Origin of the sequence: Faecalibacterium hattorii (assembly GCF_003287455.1) — a bacterium.
GTDB classification, from domain to species: Bacteria; Bacillota; Clostridia; order Oscillospirales; family Ruminococcaceae; genus Faecalibacterium; species Faecalibacterium hattorii.
The window spans coordinates 68,254-86,502 of sequence record NZ_PRLC01000008.1 but is presented as its reverse complement, the minus strand read 5'-3'; the positions used below and the strand labels follow the sequence as shown (position 1 = coordinate 86,502).

18 protein-coding genes and 1 pseudogene are annotated in these 18,249 nt (G+C 51.9%); 4 read left to right on the top strand and 15 right to left on the bottom strand.

Going from position 1 to position 18,249, the window contains the following annotated elements:
• Positions 1-6: 6 nt before the first annotated feature.
• The 5 genes from C4N23_RS07045 to C4N23_RS07025 form a co-directional block, all read right to left on the bottom strand.
• Positions 7-1,536, bottom strand: a complete 1,530-nt coding sequence (locus C4N23_RS07045) for a recombinase family protein (RefSeq protein ID WP_112145055.1) — start codon at positions 1,534-1,536, stop codon at positions 7-9.
• Between the two features lie 223 nt (positions 1,537-1,759).
• Positions 1,760-3,487: an ABC transporter ATP-binding protein gene (locus tag C4N23_RS07040; protein WP_112145053.1), complete on the bottom strand. Its 1,728-nt coding sequence runs from the start codon at positions 3,485-3,487 to the stop codon at positions 1,760-1,762.
• Positions 3,488-3,490: 3 nt separating this feature from the next.
• Entirely contained in the window at positions 3,491-5,260 is a 1,770-nt protein-coding gene (locus C4N23_RS07035) for an ABC transporter ATP-binding protein (protein WP_181567086.1), read from the bottom strand.
• Between the two features lie 75 nt (positions 5,261-5,335).
• A complete protein-coding gene (locus C4N23_RS07030; protein ID WP_242983747.1) occupies positions 5,336-6,112 on the bottom strand; it encodes a hypothetical protein in 777 nt (258 codons plus the stop codon).
• A gap of 106 nt (positions 6,113-6,218) precedes the next feature.
• On the bottom strand, positions 6,219-7,175 hold the full coding sequence (locus C4N23_RS07025; protein WP_112145051.1) for a helix-turn-helix domain-containing protein: 957 nt from the start codon (positions 7,173-7,175) through the stop codon (positions 6,219-6,221).
• A gap of 123 nt (positions 7,176-7,298) precedes the next feature.
• Here C4N23_RS07025 and C4N23_RS13805 point away from each other — a divergent pair, with 123 nt between their 5' ends.
• A complete protein-coding gene (locus C4N23_RS13805; RefSeq protein ID WP_146746474.1) occupies positions 7,299-7,595 on the top strand; it encodes a hypothetical protein in 297 nt (98 codons plus the stop codon).
• A gap of 45 nt (positions 7,596-7,640) precedes the next feature.
• Here C4N23_RS13805 and C4N23_RS07015 read toward each other — a convergent pair whose 3' ends face one another.
• The 10 genes and pseudogenes from C4N23_RS07015 to C4N23_RS14010 form a co-directional block, all read right to left on the bottom strand.
• The gene (locus tag C4N23_RS07015; RefSeq protein WP_112145047.1) at positions 7,641-8,246 is read right to left on the bottom strand and encodes an L-2-amino-thiazoline-4-carboxylic acid hydrolase; all 606 of its coding nucleotides are present in this window, start codon (positions 8,244-8,246) and stop codon (positions 7,641-7,643) included.
• 6 nt (positions 8,247-8,252) lie between these two features.
• Positions 8,253-8,885: an L-2-amino-thiazoline-4-carboxylic acid hydrolase gene (locus C4N23_RS07010; RefSeq protein ID WP_112145045.1), complete on the bottom strand. Its 633-nt coding sequence runs from the start codon at positions 8,883-8,885 to the stop codon at positions 8,253-8,255.
• On the bottom strand, positions 8,882-9,808 hold the full coding sequence (locus tag C4N23_RS07005; RefSeq protein WP_112145043.1) for a ketopantoate reductase family protein: 927 nt from the start codon (positions 9,806-9,808) through the stop codon (positions 8,882-8,884). The genes C4N23_RS07010 and C4N23_RS07005 overlap by 4 nt, the downstream gene beginning before the upstream one ends.
• Positions 9,805-9,969, bottom strand: a pseudogene (locus tag C4N23_RS14205) (class I SAM-dependent methyltransferase); the annotation flags it as partial. The pseudogene C4N23_RS14205 and the gene C4N23_RS07005, both read right to left, overlap by 4 nt.
• 221 nt (positions 9,970-10,190) lie before the next feature.
• Positions 10,191-10,685, bottom strand: a complete 495-nt coding sequence (locus C4N23_RS06995) for an ABC transporter permease (protein ID WP_112145041.1) — start codon at positions 10,683-10,685, stop codon at positions 10,191-10,193.
• Positions 10,686-10,747: 62 nt separating this feature from the next.
• On the bottom strand, positions 10,748-11,545 hold the full coding sequence (locus C4N23_RS06990; RefSeq protein WP_112145039.1) for an alpha/beta fold hydrolase: 798 nt from the start codon (positions 11,543-11,545) through the stop codon (positions 10,748-10,750).
• Positions 11,546-11,635: 90 nt separating this feature from the next.
• A complete protein-coding gene (locus tag C4N23_RS06985; RefSeq protein WP_112145037.1) occupies positions 11,636-12,499 on the bottom strand; it encodes an MBL fold metallo-hydrolase in 864 nt (287 codons plus the stop codon).
• 9 nt (positions 12,500-12,508) lie between these two features.
• Positions 12,509-13,117, bottom strand: coding sequence for a class I SAM-dependent methyltransferase (locus tag C4N23_RS06980; RefSeq protein ID WP_112145035.1), 609 nt, complete (start codon positions 13,115-13,117; stop codon positions 12,509-12,511).
• A gap of 26 nt (positions 13,118-13,143) precedes the next feature.
• Positions 13,144-13,911 carry an alpha/beta fold hydrolase gene (locus tag C4N23_RS06975; RefSeq protein ID WP_112145033.1) on the bottom strand — a complete coding sequence of 256 codons (768 nt, stop codon included), beginning with the start codon at positions 13,909-13,911 and terminating at the stop codon, positions 13,144-13,146.
• 475 nt (positions 13,912-14,386) lie between these two features.
• Positions 14,387-14,542 carry a hypothetical protein gene (locus tag C4N23_RS14010; protein ID WP_181567085.1) on the bottom strand — a complete coding sequence of 52 codons (156 nt, stop codon included), beginning with the start codon at positions 14,540-14,542 and terminating at the stop codon, positions 14,387-14,389.
• Positions 14,543-15,305: 763 nt separating this feature from the next.
• Between C4N23_RS14010 and C4N23_RS06970 the strand changes: the two genes are divergently transcribed.
• Genes C4N23_RS06970 through C4N23_RS06960 form a run of 3 tightly spaced genes read left to right on the top strand, consistent with a single transcriptional unit; the run spans position 15,306 to position 18,186 of the window.
• Positions 15,306-15,740 carry a plasmid mobilization protein gene (locus C4N23_RS06970; RefSeq protein WP_112145031.1) on the top strand — a complete coding sequence of 145 codons (435 nt, stop codon included), beginning with the start codon at positions 15,306-15,308 and terminating at the stop codon, positions 15,738-15,740.
• Entirely contained in the window at positions 15,712-17,247 is a 1,536-nt protein-coding gene (locus C4N23_RS06965) for a relaxase/mobilization nuclease domain-containing protein (RefSeq protein ID WP_112145029.1), read from the top strand. The genes C4N23_RS06970 and C4N23_RS06965 overlap by 29 nt, the downstream gene beginning before the upstream one ends.
• 12 nt (positions 17,248-17,259) lie before the next feature.
• A complete protein-coding gene (locus C4N23_RS06960) occupies positions 17,260-18,186 on the top strand; it encodes a ParB N-terminal domain-containing protein (protein ID WP_098924069.1) in 927 nt (308 codons plus the stop codon).
• Positions 18,187-18,249: the final 63 nt, after the last annotated feature.

Sequence of the window (18,249 nt, the reverse complement as noted above, 5' to 3'; positions counted from 1 at the left end):
CCCTGTTCAAGTCCCCTTATCCGCACAAAAAAACACAGCACACAAAGTGTGCTGTGTTTTCAGTGCAGTAAAGCAATCCAAATCCGAACCATTTCCCTCGGATGCAACTTCTGTCGCTTCTCCAAAGGTGACGGTCTGTGTACCTTCCTTATAGTTGAAGGTTATTAAAACCTTATCATCGTATAGATAAATCGCATTGATGAAGGTATCCACCAATGCCTGCCGCTGGTCTTTCAGGCTCATGTCCAGCTTGCGGAACCGCAGCAGCCAGAACCGGATGAACTCCTCTGTAACCTTGGGCTTTGCCAGCTTTTCTTCCGCAATGCGGGCTTCAAGCTCACGCTTGGTTTCTTCCAGCTGCTCCAGCCGCTCCTTGGTGGAGCTGGTCAGGATACCGGCCTGAATCGCATTGAGCATATTCTGGATACCAGATTCAGCATCCCGAAGCTGTTTCTCATAGAGGGGAATGTTGGTGTTCTCCTTGTTTTGCAGTTCCATCACCTTGGCGATGATAGATTCCATGGCGGCATCGTCTTTGACAAGCTGCATCGTCTGGTTGACCACCAGATCTTCCAGCCACTGTTTACGGACGGTCTTTTTCTTGCAGCCCTTGTGCTTTTTGGCAGTGGCACATTTATAGTAGCGGTGGACTTCACCCGTCCGGCTCGTGCCGCTTTCGCCAAACATCAACGCCCCACAGTAGCCGCAGAACAGCTTGGTGGTGAGCAGGTAGTCATCCTCTGCCTTTCTACGGGCAGGGGCTTTCTTGTTTTTGGCGATTTTCTCCTGCACATCCTCAAACAGTTCCAGCGGAATGATGGGCGGGATAGCATCCGGTACGACCACATCCCGGAATTTCAGTTCTCCGATGTACCGCCGGTTTTTGAGCATATGTTCGACGCTGTTATAGGTAAACGCACCGCCCACCGGGTTCTTGATGCCGTTTTCATTCAGCCAGTCCCGAATCTCTTTCATCGTGAGGCCATCCCGATACTTCGTGAACGATTCCAGCACGAAAGGGGAGGCAAGCGGGTCGATGTGAAATTTCCGCTCGGAATCCAGCGTATATCCAAACGTTCCACGACCACCGTTGCAGCGGCCTTTCAGGATGTTCTCTGTCTGTCCACGGACAACCTTTTCGGCAAGGTCGGCAGAGTAGTATTCTGCATAGCCCTCCAGAACCGATTCCAGAATGATACCCTCTGGCCCCTCGGAGATGATCTCCGTAGCCGACATGAGCTTGACACCGTTCTTCTTCAGCTGGGTCTTATACCGGGCACTGTCGTAGCGATTCCGGGCAAAGCGGTCAAGTTTCCAGACCAGAACAATATCAAACAGCTTTTTGTCGCTGTCTTTTATCATCTGCTGAAACTCCGGGCGGTTGTCCGTTTTGGCAGAGATGGCACGGTCAATGTAGTGCTTGACGATGGTGATGCCATTCTTTTCCGCATAGGCAGTGCATTCACGAATCTGGCCTTCAATGGATTCTTCGCGCTGGTTATCCGATGAATAGCGGGCATAGATCACGGCGGTCATGGCAAGCACCTCTCTTTTATGCATCAATGGACGGTAGAGTGTTCATTTCAAAGCAATGTTTCGTATAATGTATATACCATACTTTTCATCCTATTGCAATAGGTTTATAGAATGTCATTTTTATGATGGACTCCTGTACAAATTTCGGCTGAACGGTATTCAAAAAGGATGTTCTATCCCATGACAGAGCATCCTTTTGAAACAGCTTTCTCTTATTATAGCTTTAAATCGTCCAATTCTGACTTGCTGATTGCAAATCAACCATGTGCGCATACAATCCGTTCCGAGCATAAAGCTCATCCGGTCTGCCTTGCTCCGCTACGATGCCATCCTTCAGCACAACAACCTTGTCTGCACCTGCCACGGTGCGCATCCGGTGGGCGATGATGAGGACGGTTTTGTTTCTTATGAGCCGGGATAGAGCCTCCTGAATGGCAGTTTCGTTTTCCACATCCAAGCTGGCGGTGGCCTCGTCCAGCAGGATGATGGGCGCATCCTTCAGGAAGGCGCGGGCGATGGAAATGCGCTGACGCTCACCGCCGGAAAGAGCGCAGCCATTCTCGCCGATGTTGGTGTTCCACTTGTCCGGCAGCTTTTCGGCAAATTCCTCGCAGTTTGCCAGCTTTGCTGCCGCAAGAACCTCCTCGTCGGTGGCTCCCTTGCGGCCCAGACGGATGTTTTCGAGAATCGTGTTGTCAAACAGCGTCACATCCTGAAAAACGATGGAATACAGGCTCATGAGCTTTTCCGGGTCAATTTTGGAAATATCCATGCCGCCCACGGTAATACAGCCCTTCTGATTGTCCCAGAATCGAGCGGCCAGACGGGAAACGGTAGTTTTACCGCCGCCAGAGGGTCCGACCAGTGCAGTGACCTCGCCTTGCTTTGCCGTAAAGGAAACGTCTTTCAGCACTGTCTCACCAGAGTTGTAGGCAAAACCCACATGATCAAACACGATGTCGCAGCCCTGATTGGTCATCGTTTCGCTGCCGGTCTGGACTGGGTATTCCAGAATCTCATTCATCCGGCCCACGTTGGTGCGCATGGCAATGACGGCTGCCAGATTCTGCAAAGCGCCCTGCATAGGATCGTACATCCGGGAAGCTGCCATCAGGAAAAGAAACAGCGTTAGTACATCAATGCTGCCATTGACCAGCAAGACCGATCCAGTCAGCACAACCGAAGAAATGCCAAGTTTCAGAACCATGCTTGCCGAAGATACAAACAGGGCGGTTTCCAGTTCTGCCGCAACGGATTGTTTTTCCACCGCACGAATCTTTTTGGAAAGGCCGGAAAGATAGCCTTGTTCCGCATTGCTCGCTTTCAGATCCCGGAGCGTTTCAATGTACTCTTGGATCCCATCGGCGCAATCCATCTTGACCGCCATCGTTCTGACCTGAATGCGATCTTGCACCCGATAGCTGCCAAGCACGATGGCGATGGACACCGGGATGACCCACAGAGCTGCCAGTGCCATCCGCCAGTCGAACGCAAACAGGCTCAGCGCAATGATCACGGTGGAGATCAAGGAACCGAACAGGCCGGGAATAAAGTGAGAGCAGGTCTTTTCCAAAACCTCACAGTCCGACATGATGGTACTGGTCAGATCGGCCAGATCTCGTTTGCCAAAGAAAGACAGTGGCAGCTTACGCAGACGTTCTGCGAGAGCCAGACGGCGGATACCGCTTTCTTTATAGGTCGTAAAATAGGTTCCGTTGTACTGGAACCATGTTGTCAGGAGAATCAGCCCGAAGCAGACGATACAGCCCAGCAGATAAAAAACGGCTTTGCCGGAAGTTGTGCCATTCAGCAGGTCTTTTACCAAAAAATACAGCAGACAGGTGGGCAGCATGAACGCCATGTTCTGGAACGCACAGGCCAGAACGCCCTTCACCAGACCCTTTGCGCCCTCCGGGGAACTGGCTGTGGCGTGTTGAATTTTTTCGATCATTCCTTACCCCTCCTTTGCGACCTTCCACTGCACCGAGGCCTGATAGTCCTGCCACATCCGGGCAAACAGGCCGTTCTGCGCGCACAGTTCGTCCTTTGTGCCGGATTCCACAATCTGCCCATCCTGCACCACATAGATGCAGTCGGCGTTGGCTACGGTGGACAGACGGTGTGCGATCATCAGCACGGTTTTGCCCTTGGCAAGCTGAGCAAAGGCTGCCTGCACCTTTGCTTCATTGTCCGGGTCGGCAAAAGCGGTGGCCTCGTCAAGCAGCAGGATGGGCGCATTTTTCAGCATGGCGCGGGCAATGGCAATGCGCTGCTGCTCGCCGCCGGACAGATACACGCCTTTTGTGCCAATGACGGTATGGATGCCCTCCGGGAACTTTTCCACGATATCCATGCACTGTGCAGCTTTCAGCGCCGCCAGCACCTCGGCTTCGGTGGCCTGCGCTCTGCCCAGCCGGACGTTGTCCAGAATGCTGCCCTTGAGCAGGCGGCTGTTCTGGAACACAAAGGAGATGGTGTCCATCAACTCTTCCTTGGGGATGTCCCGCACATCCGCTCCGCCCACCCGGACGCTGCCGCTCTGCACATCAAAGAACCGGCAAATCAGGTTTGCCAGTGTGGATTTGCCGCCGCCGGAGGGGCCAACGAAAGCCACCATCTGACCCGGCTGAATTTTCAGCGAAACGCCCTTGATAACATCCGTTTTGCCATCATAGCTGAAATGCACATCCTTCAGGGACACAGAGGCATCTTTCGGATGCCGCGGATGATCGTTTTCTGGCACAGGTTCCGCATCCAGAACCGAATCCACACGAGCCAACGCATCTGCCACAACGAGTTCATTTTCGCTCATGTACATGATGCGGGTCAGGGTCAGGGAGATTACCGGGGTAATGATGATGTAGAACAGCAGGTTCAGCAGAAATTTCGAAGTCACACCGTTCCGGGTGAACAGAAGCCCACCTACAATCAAGAAAGCAAACACACCGTTGATTGCGGCAGTATAGAGCATCATCGGCATCCGCAGCTCTTTGGTGTAGGCAATGACCCACTTTTCGTACTCATCAATGGTCGCTTTGAATTTTTTGAACGAAAAGACGGATTGCCCGAAGGTCTTGACTACCGGGATGCCGCGGACATACTCCACGGCCTCGTTAGACATTGATTCCAACGCATTACCGTATTGCCGCATTTTGTCTGCCATCCGCCTTCCTGTCATGGCGGACATGATGACGAAGCCCAGTGCCACCGGAACGAGACTCAGCAGACCCAGCCGCCAGTCGAACACAAGCAAAAGAACCAACAGACCTATGGGTGTTGCCATTGCATTATATTTGTCCGGCAGCTGATGGGCGAGAAATGTCTCCGCTGCGCCAGTACTCTCGTGGATGATCTTGCGCAGCTTACCGCTGCCAAACGTCTCCGTAAAGCCCAGCGGCAGTGTGGCAAGGTGTTCGGAAACCTCCAGCCGCAGATTGGTCGCCACTCGGAACGCCGACAGATGGGAACACATCAGTGCCGCAATGTAAATGAGGTAAGCCAGCACCGCAAACAGCACTGCCATCCAGCCGTAATGGGGGATGTTCACCGCCTGCGCATAGTCCGGCGCGGCGTTCAACACATCACGCAGGATCTTCCAGATGTACACGAATGGCACCAGTGCCATCAGTGCACTGAGCGCAGACAATCCCCATGAGGCATAGGTCAGGTACCGATACGTTCCGGCATAACCCATCAGCCGGGATAAATCGGATTGCTTTTTCACAAAAGAGACCTCCTTCAAATCAGATTGCGGCAAAAATGTGCTGTGGTATTTCAACTCCACAGCACATTCTGCGTTTTAACCCGCCAGATTTTCGGTGCAGAACAGCTCAATGCAGTTGTTGATCATCGTCTGGTCACAGTCGGTGGAAATGCCGGAGGCCAGCCAGTAAGCATATTCGCCTGCATCGTACTGGCTCAGAGCTTCTGCATCCGAACCATAGCGGAACTCAATATGGTAAGTTTCCGCACTGGTGTCCGGCGCAAGGAAGAAGTAGGTGAACTCGCCGGAATCGGCATCATCGCTTTCAAACTCATACAGCCCACGCACAGGCTCCATGCCAATATAGTGATAGGTATGGGAGAACAGCACATTGCCGTCCTTATCGGTGCCGGAAATGGTAGAAGTTTCACCATCGAAGGTCAAGGTCGCAAGGCTATTGGTAAAGCCGCAGAAATAGGCTCCGCCGCCGTTGGCATACGCTTTAACTGCATCTTCGCCGTAAACATCACCTGTCACCATAGAGGACAGCTTCTCAAAAGCAGCTTCGGCATTGTCCTCGCCCACGAGAGCGGTACAATCATCCAGCCATGTCTGCTTATATTCGTCCGCCAGAATCACCGGCCACAGTTCCTGATAGCTGCCTGTTAGGTCGTTCAGCAGCTGTGCAGCGGCAGCTTCGTTTTCATCCGCAGCAGAAGAGGCGGTCTCTTCTACGGAAGAAACAGTGCTTCCTGCGGCAGAACTTGCAGAAACGGGAACAGAGCTCGCCGTGCCGCTGCTGCAGCCAACCAGAAGAGAAGCAGACAGAGCTAGCACAGCAGCTGCACTCAGAATTCTTTTCATCAAACGCATTATCAATTTCCTCCACAAAATCAGAATATCGGCGTTAGTCTCAACTAATCACGATACTGATTTTACTGGAACCGGACTTTCTGCGCAAGAACCAAATCGACAGAATCTATCCAATCGGACGCATCTTCCGATACTCCGTAGGCGTCATGCCGGCTGCTTCCCGAAATGCAGAAGAAAACTTATTCGGATTTTCGTACCCGACCCGATGGGCGATTTCAGCAACCGTGCAATCGGTTTCGAGTAGTAGTTTCTGTGCCAGCTGCAGCCGGTACTCTTTCTGATACGCATAGACCGAGCTTCCGTAAATGCCTTTGAAACAGCTTTTTAATGCCGTAGGCGAAAGGCCGACCTCCTGTGCAAGCTGTTCGATTGTACGGTGAACTGTCAGTTCCTGCGTGAGAAGAGCCGCAGCCTGCTTCACACACTCCACCTGATGCTGATTGAAATACTCTGTCTGCTGCACATCTTCCCTGTTTTTCAGCCGGGTCAGAATATGCAGCAACTCCAGCACTTTCAGCCGAAGATAGCCGGTGTCCGGCACAGAATGCGCTGTGTAAAGCTCTGAAAAAATATGGGCAATGGTCGGTTCTGACCGCAGAATACAGCAGCGGTTTTCCGTGCAGATGTACCGCCGTATGACATCAAGGTCTACGCCGTACCATTCCATTTGTTTCCGCATTTCCGGCGAAATCGCATCCAGATCCAGTAGGATGGTGATGCCGTGGTAGTGCCGCAGCGGAAAGCAGGAGGACGACTTTTTGCGCGCTGCTGCACACACCGCAAAATCCCCTGCTGCCAGATAGCAGCAGCTATTTGCCCCAAAACTGCACTCGTAACGCCCCACGCGGCAGTGGTTGATTTCAATGACATTCCGCATTGGTGCCGTGGCTTCCTCAAAGAATGCAAGGTGCATATCGTTATAATACAGCTCTGCACCCAAAAACAGTGGACAGATGGTCATACTCCCGCTCCCCGTTCCGTTGGAGAACACGACGGTGCGGGGCATCGCCGTGGAAGCAGTTTGCTCCGGGGGAAGATCAAAAAATGATTTATACATAGCCATTCTCTTTTCCTGAAGATTCGATTTTTCTTACTGATTCACAGACGTGAACTGTCAAATTCCATTTCTCTGCAAAAATGTTTCCATCAAATCAAGATACCGTTCCGCCTGAACAACGAAGCCCACATGACCGCCCGGAACCATGCGGATCTCTGCATCCAGTTTCCGGAACAGATCTGCGAACCGTTTCTGATCTTCTTTTTTGAAAATGTCATTTTCCGGGAGAAGGATCAGAATCCTCCCCCGCAGATATTCAAAATCATTTTCTTGGAAAGGCGGGTAATCCTTCAGCATATATACACACCGGAAGCTATGGATGCACTTTCTGCAAAAAACACAGACAATTCAGCAATCGCCGTCAGCCTGCGAGGTGCGCAGAGTGCTTTTTCTCATACACCGCAGCCGCGATGCACCAGCGGATGAACGGTTTTGTTTCTTCTTTCTTCATTTTCTTTGCTTCCTGTGCATCTATTTTATGGTTTTCATGCAAAAATCGCATCGGTCATTGCCGCGTCCCAGCGTCATGCTTCTCTCCCAGATCAGCTTCGGATGCAGCCCGGTATAGCTGACGTCATCGCTGTCGCAAAAGCAGCGGCACAGCTCCGGGCAGCCGTATTCTGCGCAGGTGTCGTGATAGGGACACTTCATCATATCCACACGCCAGATGCCGTTACCGGTCTGCAGTTCTTTTGGGGCAAAGCCCGCCGCCGGGCCAAAAACGCTCCGGGTGGATTTGACGAAAACGCCGGGAACAAGGCGGTAAAGCCCCGGTATGTGCAGCAGGGCGGCAAGCTGTTTGTGGCTCGTTCTCGCCAAGTGCTCCACATAGCCGTGAACGGTTTGCAGTGCTTCTTCTTTCGGCATGACCCGCTGCAAGGTCTCGTAGGCCGAAATGCCCGGCAATATCTGCCGCTTGAGGTGGTATTGCTTTTCCTTGCTTGCACCCGCGTTTTCAGCCAGCAGCGCATTCAGGCGCATATCAAAAGCGGCGTTCAGCTGCTTTGCCTGCGTGGGAAAGCGTTGCGCCGCAGTCTCCCGAAAGTCACGGGAAAGATCGGTTTCCTTCCTCTTCATCGTCCGTTACCCTTTCTTTTTGTACCCGCAGTCGCAGTAGGGTCCGCCGGAGGCAAGGGTATACTGCCGCACAAAATTTGTCACACCGCCCGCTTCGCTCATGGTGTAGTCCAGACGGCACAAAGCAGGGGTCAGGTCATATAGCCCCAGCTTTTTCATCAGCACACAGATGCCGCATTTTGTAAAGCGTCCCTCGTAGCCGCTGCCATCCGGGTATTCGTAAAACTCCATGTTCCACGAATAGGGGTTGCGGTCGGCGGCTTTCAGGGCGGCAGTGGCTTTCATGGCGGCTATATCCTTTGCGGTAAACTTGCTTTTTCCGCTCTTGCGGCAGAACCACTGCATGGGCTTTGTCATCATGGATCTTGCGTAGTAATCCGTCAGCCTGTCCACCTCTGGGCGTTGCGGCATGGAGAGAATGAACGCGCCGAGCATTGCGCAGTTGACGATGTTCATCTTGAAGCGGTCCGCTTTTTCAAACTCCGGCAGCCTGCGGATGATCTGCCGGTATTGCGGCTTTGCCTTTTTTGTGATGGCTCTTGCGGTGGCTGCATCATAGCCCAGCACAGCGGTCAGCTGCTTTTGAAAGGAGCCAGCAAACAGCGCCCACATTCCAAAGGGCATTCCGGCATACTTCATCGCAGATACCTCCCGGCTTCCGCTTCCAGCACCTGCCACACCGGATAGGCTGCACCATGCTCATCGAAAAACTTTTTGAGATCCCGGTTTAGTGCGCTCATTTCGTCGATGGCGTTCATGGCATGGTCGGAGGCGCAGAGCTTGCCCAGCGAAGTGGCGCACATCAGCTTGAAAAAGCGCAGGCAGGTCTTGCGGTATTTCTCCCCTTCAAAGTCTGCATCCTCCTTGGGCAGAATGGTGTGCCCGGCATCCCGGATGGCGCGGTATCCCTCGATGTTGGCATCCAGCACACGGTTCAGGTACGCGGTATCTCCCCTGAGCTTTTTCAGGTCACCGTCTGTCTTATAGCAGGCGAAGGCCGCAGGCATCACAAACGCGGCATGGCAGAGCAGATAGTCCTCCATGTTCGGCTCGTAAACAACCTTATATTTTGTGCCGTGGAAGATGCGCCCGATCAACTGTTTATTGGACTTTGCACCCGGCAGCTGTCCGATAGTGATCTTTTTCAGGTCGATGGAGACCACCCGGTCAGCCTCCCGATGCCCGGCAGAAAGCGCAAAGGCAAACAGGACGTTCTTTTCCGGAAGTGCCGCCGCCAATGCTTTTGTCTGTACGTTGTTGCCCACAAAAACGATGTTCTTCGTCCGGTTCACCCGCAGCGTGTCCAGAACGGAATCCAGCTGTGTATAGCGCAGGACCACAAAGATCACATCGTACATTGCATCCGGTGCAAGTTCAGTCACCACCGGAATGCGGCTGACCGAGGTGCGGAGCGAAAATTTGTCCTTGATCCGCAGGCCGTTCTGCTTGATCTCCGCAGCCCAGTTTCCCCGCGCAAGCAGAGTGACATCCTTTCCGGCGCGCAGCAGATTTCTTGCCAGATTGCACCCCAGAACGCCTGCACCATATACCAGAATTTTCATAGCTTGCCTCCAAATCCGATCTTCACGATCTGCATTTTCATTCCATTGTCACCGACCTTGGCGAGAAACCGGAAAAAACCGCTGACGGAAGGGTCTTTCAGGTCGCTGTAACCTAACATATAGCCCCGACTGGATACTCGCAAACGGTTGTCCCATGGGGTAAAGATGCACCATCCCAACAGCCCCTTTGCGGATGCCCACGGCACAGACAAGAAATAGCAAAGCACCCAACCCAAGACCTTCCAAAATCACCTGTAAAAGCATTACTTGTTCCTCCTGTATCCGTTTTCGTCCCGGTATTCGGGATGTTCCTTTAAGTATAGATCCTGATCGCCGCAGATGGTGTAATCACACTTACAGCCATCCCTCTACAATGTATGGTTCAAAACGCCGTGACGATCAAGGCTGACAGTGCAGCGACTGCGGCAAACAACGGGATACCGCGCCAAAACGATTCGATATGCTTTTTCGGATTTTGATAGTATTTCTTCTCCGGCAGGAAAGAGAAGCGGGTACGTTTTGTGTTGCGCCACCAGAGAAGATCGATCACCAAAAGATCGAACAACCCAAGCCCCTCGCTGAACGCAAGAAAGTACCAAAATGCCGACAGATAACCGTCCAAGTTCAGCACGCCTCTCAGCGTAAGTCCTAAAGCGGAAAACACGACTGTGAAAAGCAAAAGATTGCTGAGCCAAACGGCAGCGGTGGATTTCCTCTTCGGAACAGCCTTTCCAAGCTGATGGTCGCTTCGCACACGGTTTTGAACTTCTTCGGGATAAGAACGCAGCCCCATGAGATTTTTCTTGTCCGTGCCTGTTCCAAGAAAACATACGCCCCAATACAGAAAATAAAAAGCAATTGCAACGATGATTTTCATCAGCCTATATCTCCGTTGAATCCAAAAAGCTGCGGATAGAGCATTCTGATTTTTCCTTTCTTTCAGCTTCTTTTGTTTTGAGCTGCCGATGTGTGTGTCAGGAACTCCATGATTCTCCGATAAAAATCCTGCGGATACATCATCACAAGCTCCGCGTGATCCATCTTCGGAATTTCATGCAGTTGCGCCCGTGGAAAATATTGCTTTATAAAGCAGATATTGCTGTGTCGTGCCTGCTTTTCCTCTTCGCCGTACCAATATGTGATTTGGCAGCCCATTTCAGCCGGCTTCGTCGGCAGAGTATAATTGTTCGCCGACCAGAAAATGTTGCGGACGGTGCGTTTTGAATAGGTTTTCAGATACGCCGCCAGCGCATCATACTCCTTCACTGGATCGCGCCCCGGCATCGTCCAGCGCTCTGGCGGATAGACCGTCTCAAGGACCTTGCGGCTCTTCGCTATGAGCCTGAAACCAAGATTGTCACGCAGGCAGGCGAGACGGCGCAAAATCAGCGGCATCCGATACGGCGTAATGCCTGCATCAATAACGGCGCGCTCGACCGGGATTTTTCCCAAGGCGAGAAAGCGTGTCAGACACGCACCGCCCAGAGAACAGCCATATGCCGCGTTCAAGTGGGTAATGCCGCGCGCTTGCAGCCAATCTGTTACCTCGTCTACTGTCGTCTCCACAGAGATAAAGTCTTCTCCCGTTTCGCCGTGACCGTCATAGACGATCTGCATCACATGGTAATCCTGCGAAAGCAGACCAACCGAGTCGGTGAACGCCCACTCCGGCTCTGCCGTGCACGGCAGAAACAGCAGCGTCTTTTCATGTCCTGTTCCATATTCCAAAGTTCTCATACCATCCGCCCCTTGGTTTTTGCAGCATTATTTTTTCGGATCACGCTCTGTCATCGCGTCAAAGAGTGCCGGTGCGCCGCCTGCACTTCCTTATCTTCCCACGCCCTTCAAGTACCCGCTTTTTGAGTTTTCCTCAGTATCATCGGATTCATCATAGGCATCGTAAAGCGCATTGGGGTCGTGGGCTCTTTTCTTGAAAGGCGAGCACAGCTCATTTTTGTGCGCAAAGGCAAACTCCATGTTGTCCGTCCAACCTGTGTGACCGGTAATGAACAGCGGATGCAGCCCACGTTTTCTCAGCTTTTTCTCCAGCAAAGCCAAAGACTTCACCGCCAGCTTGTTATCCTCTGCCAGCGAAGAAATAAAACTGTATCCGCCGTCCGCACCAAACCACAGCGTGTCGCCGGTAAAAAGGTACTTATCGTCAATGAGGTAGACCATATGTCCCCATGTATGACCGGGAACCAGAAAACACTCGATCCTGACGCCGTCAATGTCAAGTACCTGTCCATCGTGCAGCAGTACCTTTTCGTTGTTGATCGTGACCTGCGGCAATTTATAGAGATGATAGATGACTTTTCGCCGCACCTCGCCGGTGAGATACCGGTTCTCGATCTCGCCGATGTACAGCTTCGCATTCCGGAACAGCCCCGGACTGTCTGCTTCCACCGCACCTACATGGTCGGTGTCCTGATGGGTGATAAGGATATGGTGTATCGACTTCGGATCAATCCCAAGCCAGCTCATTTTTTCGGCAAGGCGGTCGTAGTTATAGCCTGCATCGACCATAATGGTTGTATCGCCTTTGCGGTAGAAGAAGATGTTCGCCACCCATTCGCGCACACAGGCAACATTCTCGTCGATCCAGCCGGTGTTCAAAGGCTTGAAGATTTCCTTGCCCCGGTACATCCAGCTCATTGCTTTTCTTTGAAATTCCGTTGCTTTTTTCGACATGATTACACCTCATTTCTGTGCTGTGATGCAAAGCCAGCCCTTTTTGTTTTTGTGGCTCTGGATCTGACAAAATCCTGCTTTTTCCAGATACTCTTTCAGTGCAGTGTCCGTATAGATGGTCATGCCATCGATGATCTGCGTCCATTTGTCGTCTTTTATCGTTTCGCCGTTTGCTTCATTGCAGATGAAAAAGACCCCGCCGGACTTCAGCACCCGATAGACCTCTCTGAAATTCTGCGCAAGTTCCGGCCAGAAATAGACCGTTTCAAAGGCGGTCACCGCATCAAACTGCTCCGCTTCAAACGGCAGCTCTGCCACACTTGCCTGCTGCACGGCACACCGTCCTGCCGCAATGGCTCTGGCATTGACCTTTCGCGTTTTTTCCACGCTGACAGCTGAGTAGTCGATGCCCTGCACCTTGCCGTTGGGGCACAGTTTCAGCAGTGTCTTAATGTTCGCTCCACCGCCGCAGCCGCAGTCCAGCACCATGGCATCCGGGGCAGGCTGTAAAAAGCGCAGCCCCCATTCTGCCATTGCGCTGTGTCCAAAGTTCATCATAGCAACCATGATCTTCCCGCCAAGGCCTACGGGCTTTCGGGTGTTTTCAAAAAAGGACATAACGCCACCCTCTTTCTATTTACCGTTCACAATGCAATACTTTTTACCAGATGCGCCCACTGCTCCGGGTGACAGGCCAGCAATTCCTCGTGCTGCAAGTTCTGCTCATGGAGAACAGGATGTGCAAAATGCTGCTGATACCGGGCACGATATTTTGCGCCCATTTTCAGGGCGTAAAAAATATGGATCTCGGTACCGGGCACATGGATCTTATCCGGCAGCGGAGTGCTAAGATCGGAGTAGAACTGATTTTTACAGCTCTGCATGGTCACATAAGGGCGGGCCTCACCGAACATTTTCAGAAAGGCTTTGACATAATCCCCCGACTCTCTGGCACGCTTATCCAGACGCTTTTGGAGAAATTTTGCCTTGAACTTTCCGTCCCGCACCACAGGGTAGATCAATGGCAGCAGAAAATCAGTCTGCAATCTTGCCGCCAGCGGCGATGCCTGATCCAGATCGGAGCTGCCCAGAATGCCAAAGTCCATGTGGATGTTCTGCCGTGCCGCCAGCAGCCCCACAAACGAGCCGCCCAGAGAGCAGCCGTAGGCCGCCCGGATGTGACCGCCGCAGTGGGTCTTGAGGTAGGCCTCGATCTTTTCGGTCTCCTCCAGCATGGTGGGAAATTCGGTCTGTTCCGTCTCATCAAAGCCATCGTAGCTGACGCACAGCACCCGGAAGCTGTCAGCCAGAAGCGGGATCACCGCACCGAAATTGCTTTTCCAATGGCAACAGGTGCCCGGCAGCAGCAACAGCACCGGGGCATCCTCTGCACCAAAATGGTAAATTTTCATCCTGATACGCTCCTTCTCTATTTATTTTCCACCTGTAAATAGAAGAGATATATTTCTTCGTATAGGGTAGAGTTTTGAGTTAGGTAAAGCTAACTTTCAGTCTTATAAAAAGCCGCTTCTCAGCGGTCCTTCTGCCAAAATAATACGCCCTGCCGTCTCCTCTGTCAAGAAGTTTAGCCATTTTCGGAGATTTTGAAAAAGATTTCGTTATTGGAGCCTCCCCTGCGGCATAGAGGAAGCAAAACGTTTCCCGCATCGAAAAAAATTCGCCCCTGTAAACTTGTCTGTCTCTGCTTGACAACGCCCGGTGGGAGTGCTATTTTTACTTCATGAATTTGTTTTGCCTAACCATCTGAGGGGTTTTTCCCCTGCATTTTTTTGCATCGATTGTTAGACAATGGTCAAAAATGCAACATCCTGTTGCTGCCGGCAATAGAAAGATCTACCGCAGACAGAAAATGGGGTTTGTTCTGATTCACATAGCGTATTTTTTCCTAAAGCTACAAGATGTGTCATACTTTTCTTGCTTCACTTCAATAAATTTTTCAAAACCCTCTTGACGCATTTTACATGCCGTGGTATTTTTCTTGTAAATCCCATTGATTTTGTGGATTGGTTCAAATCCATCCACAAGATGTGGTCGTGTTCATTTTGAACACAGCCACAGAAAGTGGTTGGTTATCACCGTGAGACCCACCACTTCCGTGAGGAAAAGTCCACGAAGAATTTACCGCCCCGCAACACACCCGATTCATTTTGCCGCCGATTCCCCCGACAAAATCCATCGCTGCGCTGCGTGGGCGGTATTTTTCTTTTTCACAAATAAAATCTTATGTGGTTGTACAAGTCTCTGAAATTTGTTTTTAGTTGTTGACTATACAACTCCAAAGTGTTATTCTTGTGCTTGAAAGAAGCAGAACGTAGTGTCCGCACTGCGCCCGGCTTTCTTCATACCGCACCTTGATTCCTTCATAAGCCGTCTGAACGTGATACCGTGCCACGACCTCACACTTTCTGTGAGCGAGCCGGAAAACGCCGCTGCACAAACAGGGGCAGGAACTTCGTTCGGAGTAAACGGCGACACCATTACATGAGCAGAGCCCCGCTACTTATTTTTTGCGTCTTAACAATTCGGAAACATTTGCTGATGAAGCGTTTTGAGCGCAGCGGTAGAGGGCAAGAACCGTCCCGTGGCCACAAATTTTCAATTCTTGAAAATGTTCTGTCCATCCGGGACTTCACTTCTCAAACTCTTGCGAGTTTTCCAAGTGATCTTGTTGGGGCGTGCCTGCCCCAAACCCTGCTCATGGTTCGCACCTGACGGTGCGAACAGCAACGGCGTGTCGTGCTTTACATAACTTCACCGAGGAGTTATCGAACAGACAGGAGGTACAATGACCAAAACGAATGTTCAATCGACCCCTAGCAATTCCCAGCACCACGACACGCCGAACAGCAAAACGCACGTCATCAAGTTCCGTGTGACAGCGGAGGAAAAAGCGTCACTGGAACTCACTTGCAAACTCCTGAATCTCTCCCTCTCCACTTTTATCCGCCGTGCCATCCACAACGTCAAGATCGAGAAAGCGGTCATCGTTGCAGGTGGCGGAGAAGAAACCCTGACCGCTGTTTCCACCCTGCTTGCCCAGTGCAGCAAGGTGGGCACCAACCTCAACCAGCTTGCAAGGCACTTCAATTCCGGCGGTGCAGACACCGCGCAGATCCGGGCGAAAATCCTTGACGAACTTGCAGACCTGACCGCATTTCGGCTGCACGCCGAGAAAGTTCTGGGTGAACTGTATGGCAACGCTCAAGCATATCGCCTCTAAAAACTCGGACTACACCGCCATCGAAGCGTACCTCGTTTACCAGCACGATGAATTTTCCGGCAAGGTAATTCTGGACGAACAAGGCCGACCCATGCTGCGGGAATCCTACCTGCTCGACACCCTTGAGTGTGGCGATTTCTCGTTTGCAACTGCCTGTCTGCTGGCAAACCGCAAGTATGGCAAGAACACCCGGCATGGTGATATTAAGAGCCACCAGTATATCATCAGCTTTGACCCCAGAGATGCAGCCGACAACGGCTTGACCATGGAAACGGCACAGACTCTTGGCCTGAAATTCTGCGAAGAAAACTTCCCCGGTCATCCTGCCATCGTCTGCACCCACCCGGATGGGCACAACCATTCGGGGAACATCCATGTCCACATCGTGATCGGCAGCATCCGAATGCGCGAGGTGGAACGCAAGCCCTATATGCAGAAGCCCCGTGACTGGCTAGAGGGCATGAAGCACTCCAGCACTGCCCAGACCATGCGGCACTTGCGTGTCGAGGTCATGGAGTTGTGCGAAGGTGCTGGACTGTACCAGATCGATCTGCTCAACGGCTCGAAAGAGCGCGTGAGCGAAGCCGAGTATTGGGTGCGCAGACGCGGCCAGTTGAAACTTGACCGTGAGAACGCAGCCCTCACCGCAACTGGACAGCAGCCCCGGCAGAAGAAGTTTGAAACTGTGAAGGATACTTTACGGAGACAGATTTCGTCTGTATTGTACCGTGCCACGAGCTTTGAAGAATTTTCTGACAGGCTCATGCAGAAGTATGGTATTGCCGTCAAGGAAAGCCGTGGGCAGCTCAGCTATCTGCCCGCTGGCAGAACGAAGTTTGTCCGGGCGAAACATCTCGGTGACAACTACGACAAGGCGGCAGTGCTTGCCACATTGCAGGCAAACGTCGAGCGCAAACCCAAGGCGCAGTTCAAGCAGGATACCATCGGGAAACTGATCGACATCCAGTCGAGAACGACCGAGGGCAAAGGCATTGGCTATAAGCGTTGGCTCACGAAACACAATCTCAAAGTTATGGCACAGACCGTGAAGCTTCTGCAGGAAAAGAACTTGACCGACGAGGACGCCCTGAACCAGCGCATCACCGAACTGGAAACCAAGTATCACGACTCGCTGGCGGTGGTGAAAGACCTCGAAGGTCGCATGAAGGCCAACAAAGAGCTGCGCTATCAGGTCGCAGCCTACACCAGCACCAAGAACATCACACAGCAGTTAAAGACCGCCAAGCGACCCGCAGCCTTTGAGGAGCAGCACCATGCAGAGCTGACAGCATACCGGGTGGCAGCAGCCTATTTCAAGGCAAACGACATCACCAAGCTGCCCAGCCCGAAAAAGCTGGAAGTCGAGTATGCGCAGCTGGCATCCGAAAAGGCAAAGTTCTACGAGCAGTACAAGGAAGCTAAAGAGGAACTGCTCAAACTGAAAACCGCAAAGCAGAATGTTGCGTCCTTTTTCCGGGAGGAAGAGCAGGCACAGCAGGAGAGATAAAGGAGTGTGCATATGATCAACTTGAAAATCGACCCGGAGTTTCAGTCCCAGATTCCCCCTTTGACCGATGATGAATTTAAGCAGCTTGAAGAAAATATCCTCAAAGAGGGCAAGCTGCTCTCTCCTTTGATTGTCTGGGGTAATACCCTTGTTGATGGACACAACCGTTATGAAATCGTTCAGGAGCATCCCGAAATCTCTTTCTCCACGATGCCGCTCCCATTTGAAAGCAGAGAAGAAGTCCTCGCATGGATCTGCAAGAATCAGTTGGGGCGGCGTAACCTTACACCGGAGCAGAAGTACTACCTGATGGGCAAACAGTACGAAGCTGAAAAAGCTGCGCATGGCGGTGACCGCAAAAGCACCGATGCAAAATCAAGTTCGCTAAAAGCGAACTTGATCGACAGCAGCAAAACCTGCGACCGAATCGCAGAAGAAAACAGAGTGAGTAAGGACACCGTTATCCGCGCTTCGAGGTATATGAGAGGCGTAGAGATTGCGGAAGAACTGATACCGGGCTTAAAGCAGAGCATCCTGTCCGGACAGACGAAAGTGTCCAAAGCTGATATGCACCGCCTCGCCAAGGCTGCCTACAATGACCGTGCACAAACTTTGCAGGATATTCTGCACCCGGAGTTGAAGGCAGAACCGACACCTGACGCTGACGGTGTGATCCGCGTTCCGGGCAAAGCGCCTGTCATGCCATTCCGAAAGTTTGAATCGGTTTACGACAGCGATGCTTACCCGGAGGATGTACGGTACGAATATGTGGCGTTGGAAGAACTCACTACTCGTTTCCGTATTTCATTCAACTACCAGTTGGAGCAGATGCCCGATAATGCACAGCGTGATGTGATTCTGGAGATCATTCACAAGCATAAGGACTATCTTACTTCTCTGGAAGCCGCACTCGCAGATGTTAAAGATCAGACAGCATAACATCAGGCACATGGTATGCTGTTCACAGATGTCCAAAGGAGCGTGCGTTTGAACAAAAAGAAA

Bases quoted from the DNA above. Each gene is read 5' to 3' on its own strand.
- C4N23_RS06990 (WP_112145039.1), bottom strand. From the start codon at position 11,545: ATGAGAACTTTGGAATATGGAACAGGACATGAAAAGACGCTGCTGTTT.
- C4N23_RS07025 (WP_112145051.1), bottom strand. From the start codon at position 7,175: ATGGCTATGTATAAATCATTTTTTGATCTTCCCCCGGAGCAAACTGCT.
- C4N23_RS13805 (WP_146746474.1), top strand. From the start codon at position 7,299: ATGACCGCCCGGAACCATGCGGATCTCTGCATCCAGTTTCCGGAACAG.
- C4N23_RS07005 (WP_112145043.1), bottom strand. From the start codon at position 9,808: ATGAAAATTCTGGTATATGGTGCAGGCGTTCTGGGGTGCAATCTGGCA.
- C4N23_RS06980 (WP_112145035.1), bottom strand. From the start codon at position 13,117: ATGTCCTTTTTTGAAAACACCCGAAAGCCCGTAGGCCTTGGCGGGAAG.
- C4N23_RS06975 (WP_112145033.1), bottom strand. From the start codon at position 13,911: ATGAAAATTTACCATTTTGGTGCAGAGGATGCCCCGGTGCTGTTGCTG.
- C4N23_RS06965 (WP_112145029.1), top strand. From the start codon at position 15,712: ATGGCAACGCTCAAGCATATCGCCTCTAAAAACTCGGACTACACCGCC.
- C4N23_RS06970 (WP_112145031.1), top strand. From the start codon at position 15,306: ATGACCAAAACGAATGTTCAATCGACCCCTAGCAATTCCCAGCACCAC.
- C4N23_RS06960 (WP_098924069.1), top strand. From the start codon at position 17,260: ATGATCAACTTGAAAATCGACCCGGAGTTTCAGTCCCAGATTCCCCCT.
- C4N23_RS06985 (WP_112145037.1), bottom strand. From the start codon at position 12,499: ATGTCGAAAAAAGCAACGGAATTTCAAAGAAAAGCAATGAGCTGGATG.
- C4N23_RS07015 (WP_112145047.1), bottom strand. From the start codon at position 8,246: ATGAAGAGGAAGGAAACCGATCTTTCCCGTGACTTTCGGGAGACTGCG.
- C4N23_RS07030 (WP_242983747.1), bottom strand. From the start codon at position 6,112: ATGCGTTTGATGAAAAGAATTCTGAGTGCAGCTGCTGTGCTAGCTCTG.
- C4N23_RS07040 (WP_112145053.1), bottom strand. From the start codon at position 3,487: ATGATCGAAAAAATTCAACACGCCACAGCCAGTTCCCCGGAGGGCGCA.
- C4N23_RS07045 (WP_112145055.1), bottom strand. From the start codon at position 1,536: ATGACCGCCGTGATCTATGCCCGCTATTCATCGGATAACCAGCGCGAA.
- C4N23_RS07010 (WP_112145045.1), bottom strand. From the start codon at position 8,885: ATGAAGTATGCCGGAATGCCCTTTGGAATGTGGGCGCTGTTTGCTGGC.
- C4N23_RS06995 (WP_112145041.1), bottom strand. From the start codon at position 10,685: ATGAAAATCATCGTTGCAATTGCTTTTTATTTTCTGTATTGGGGCGTA.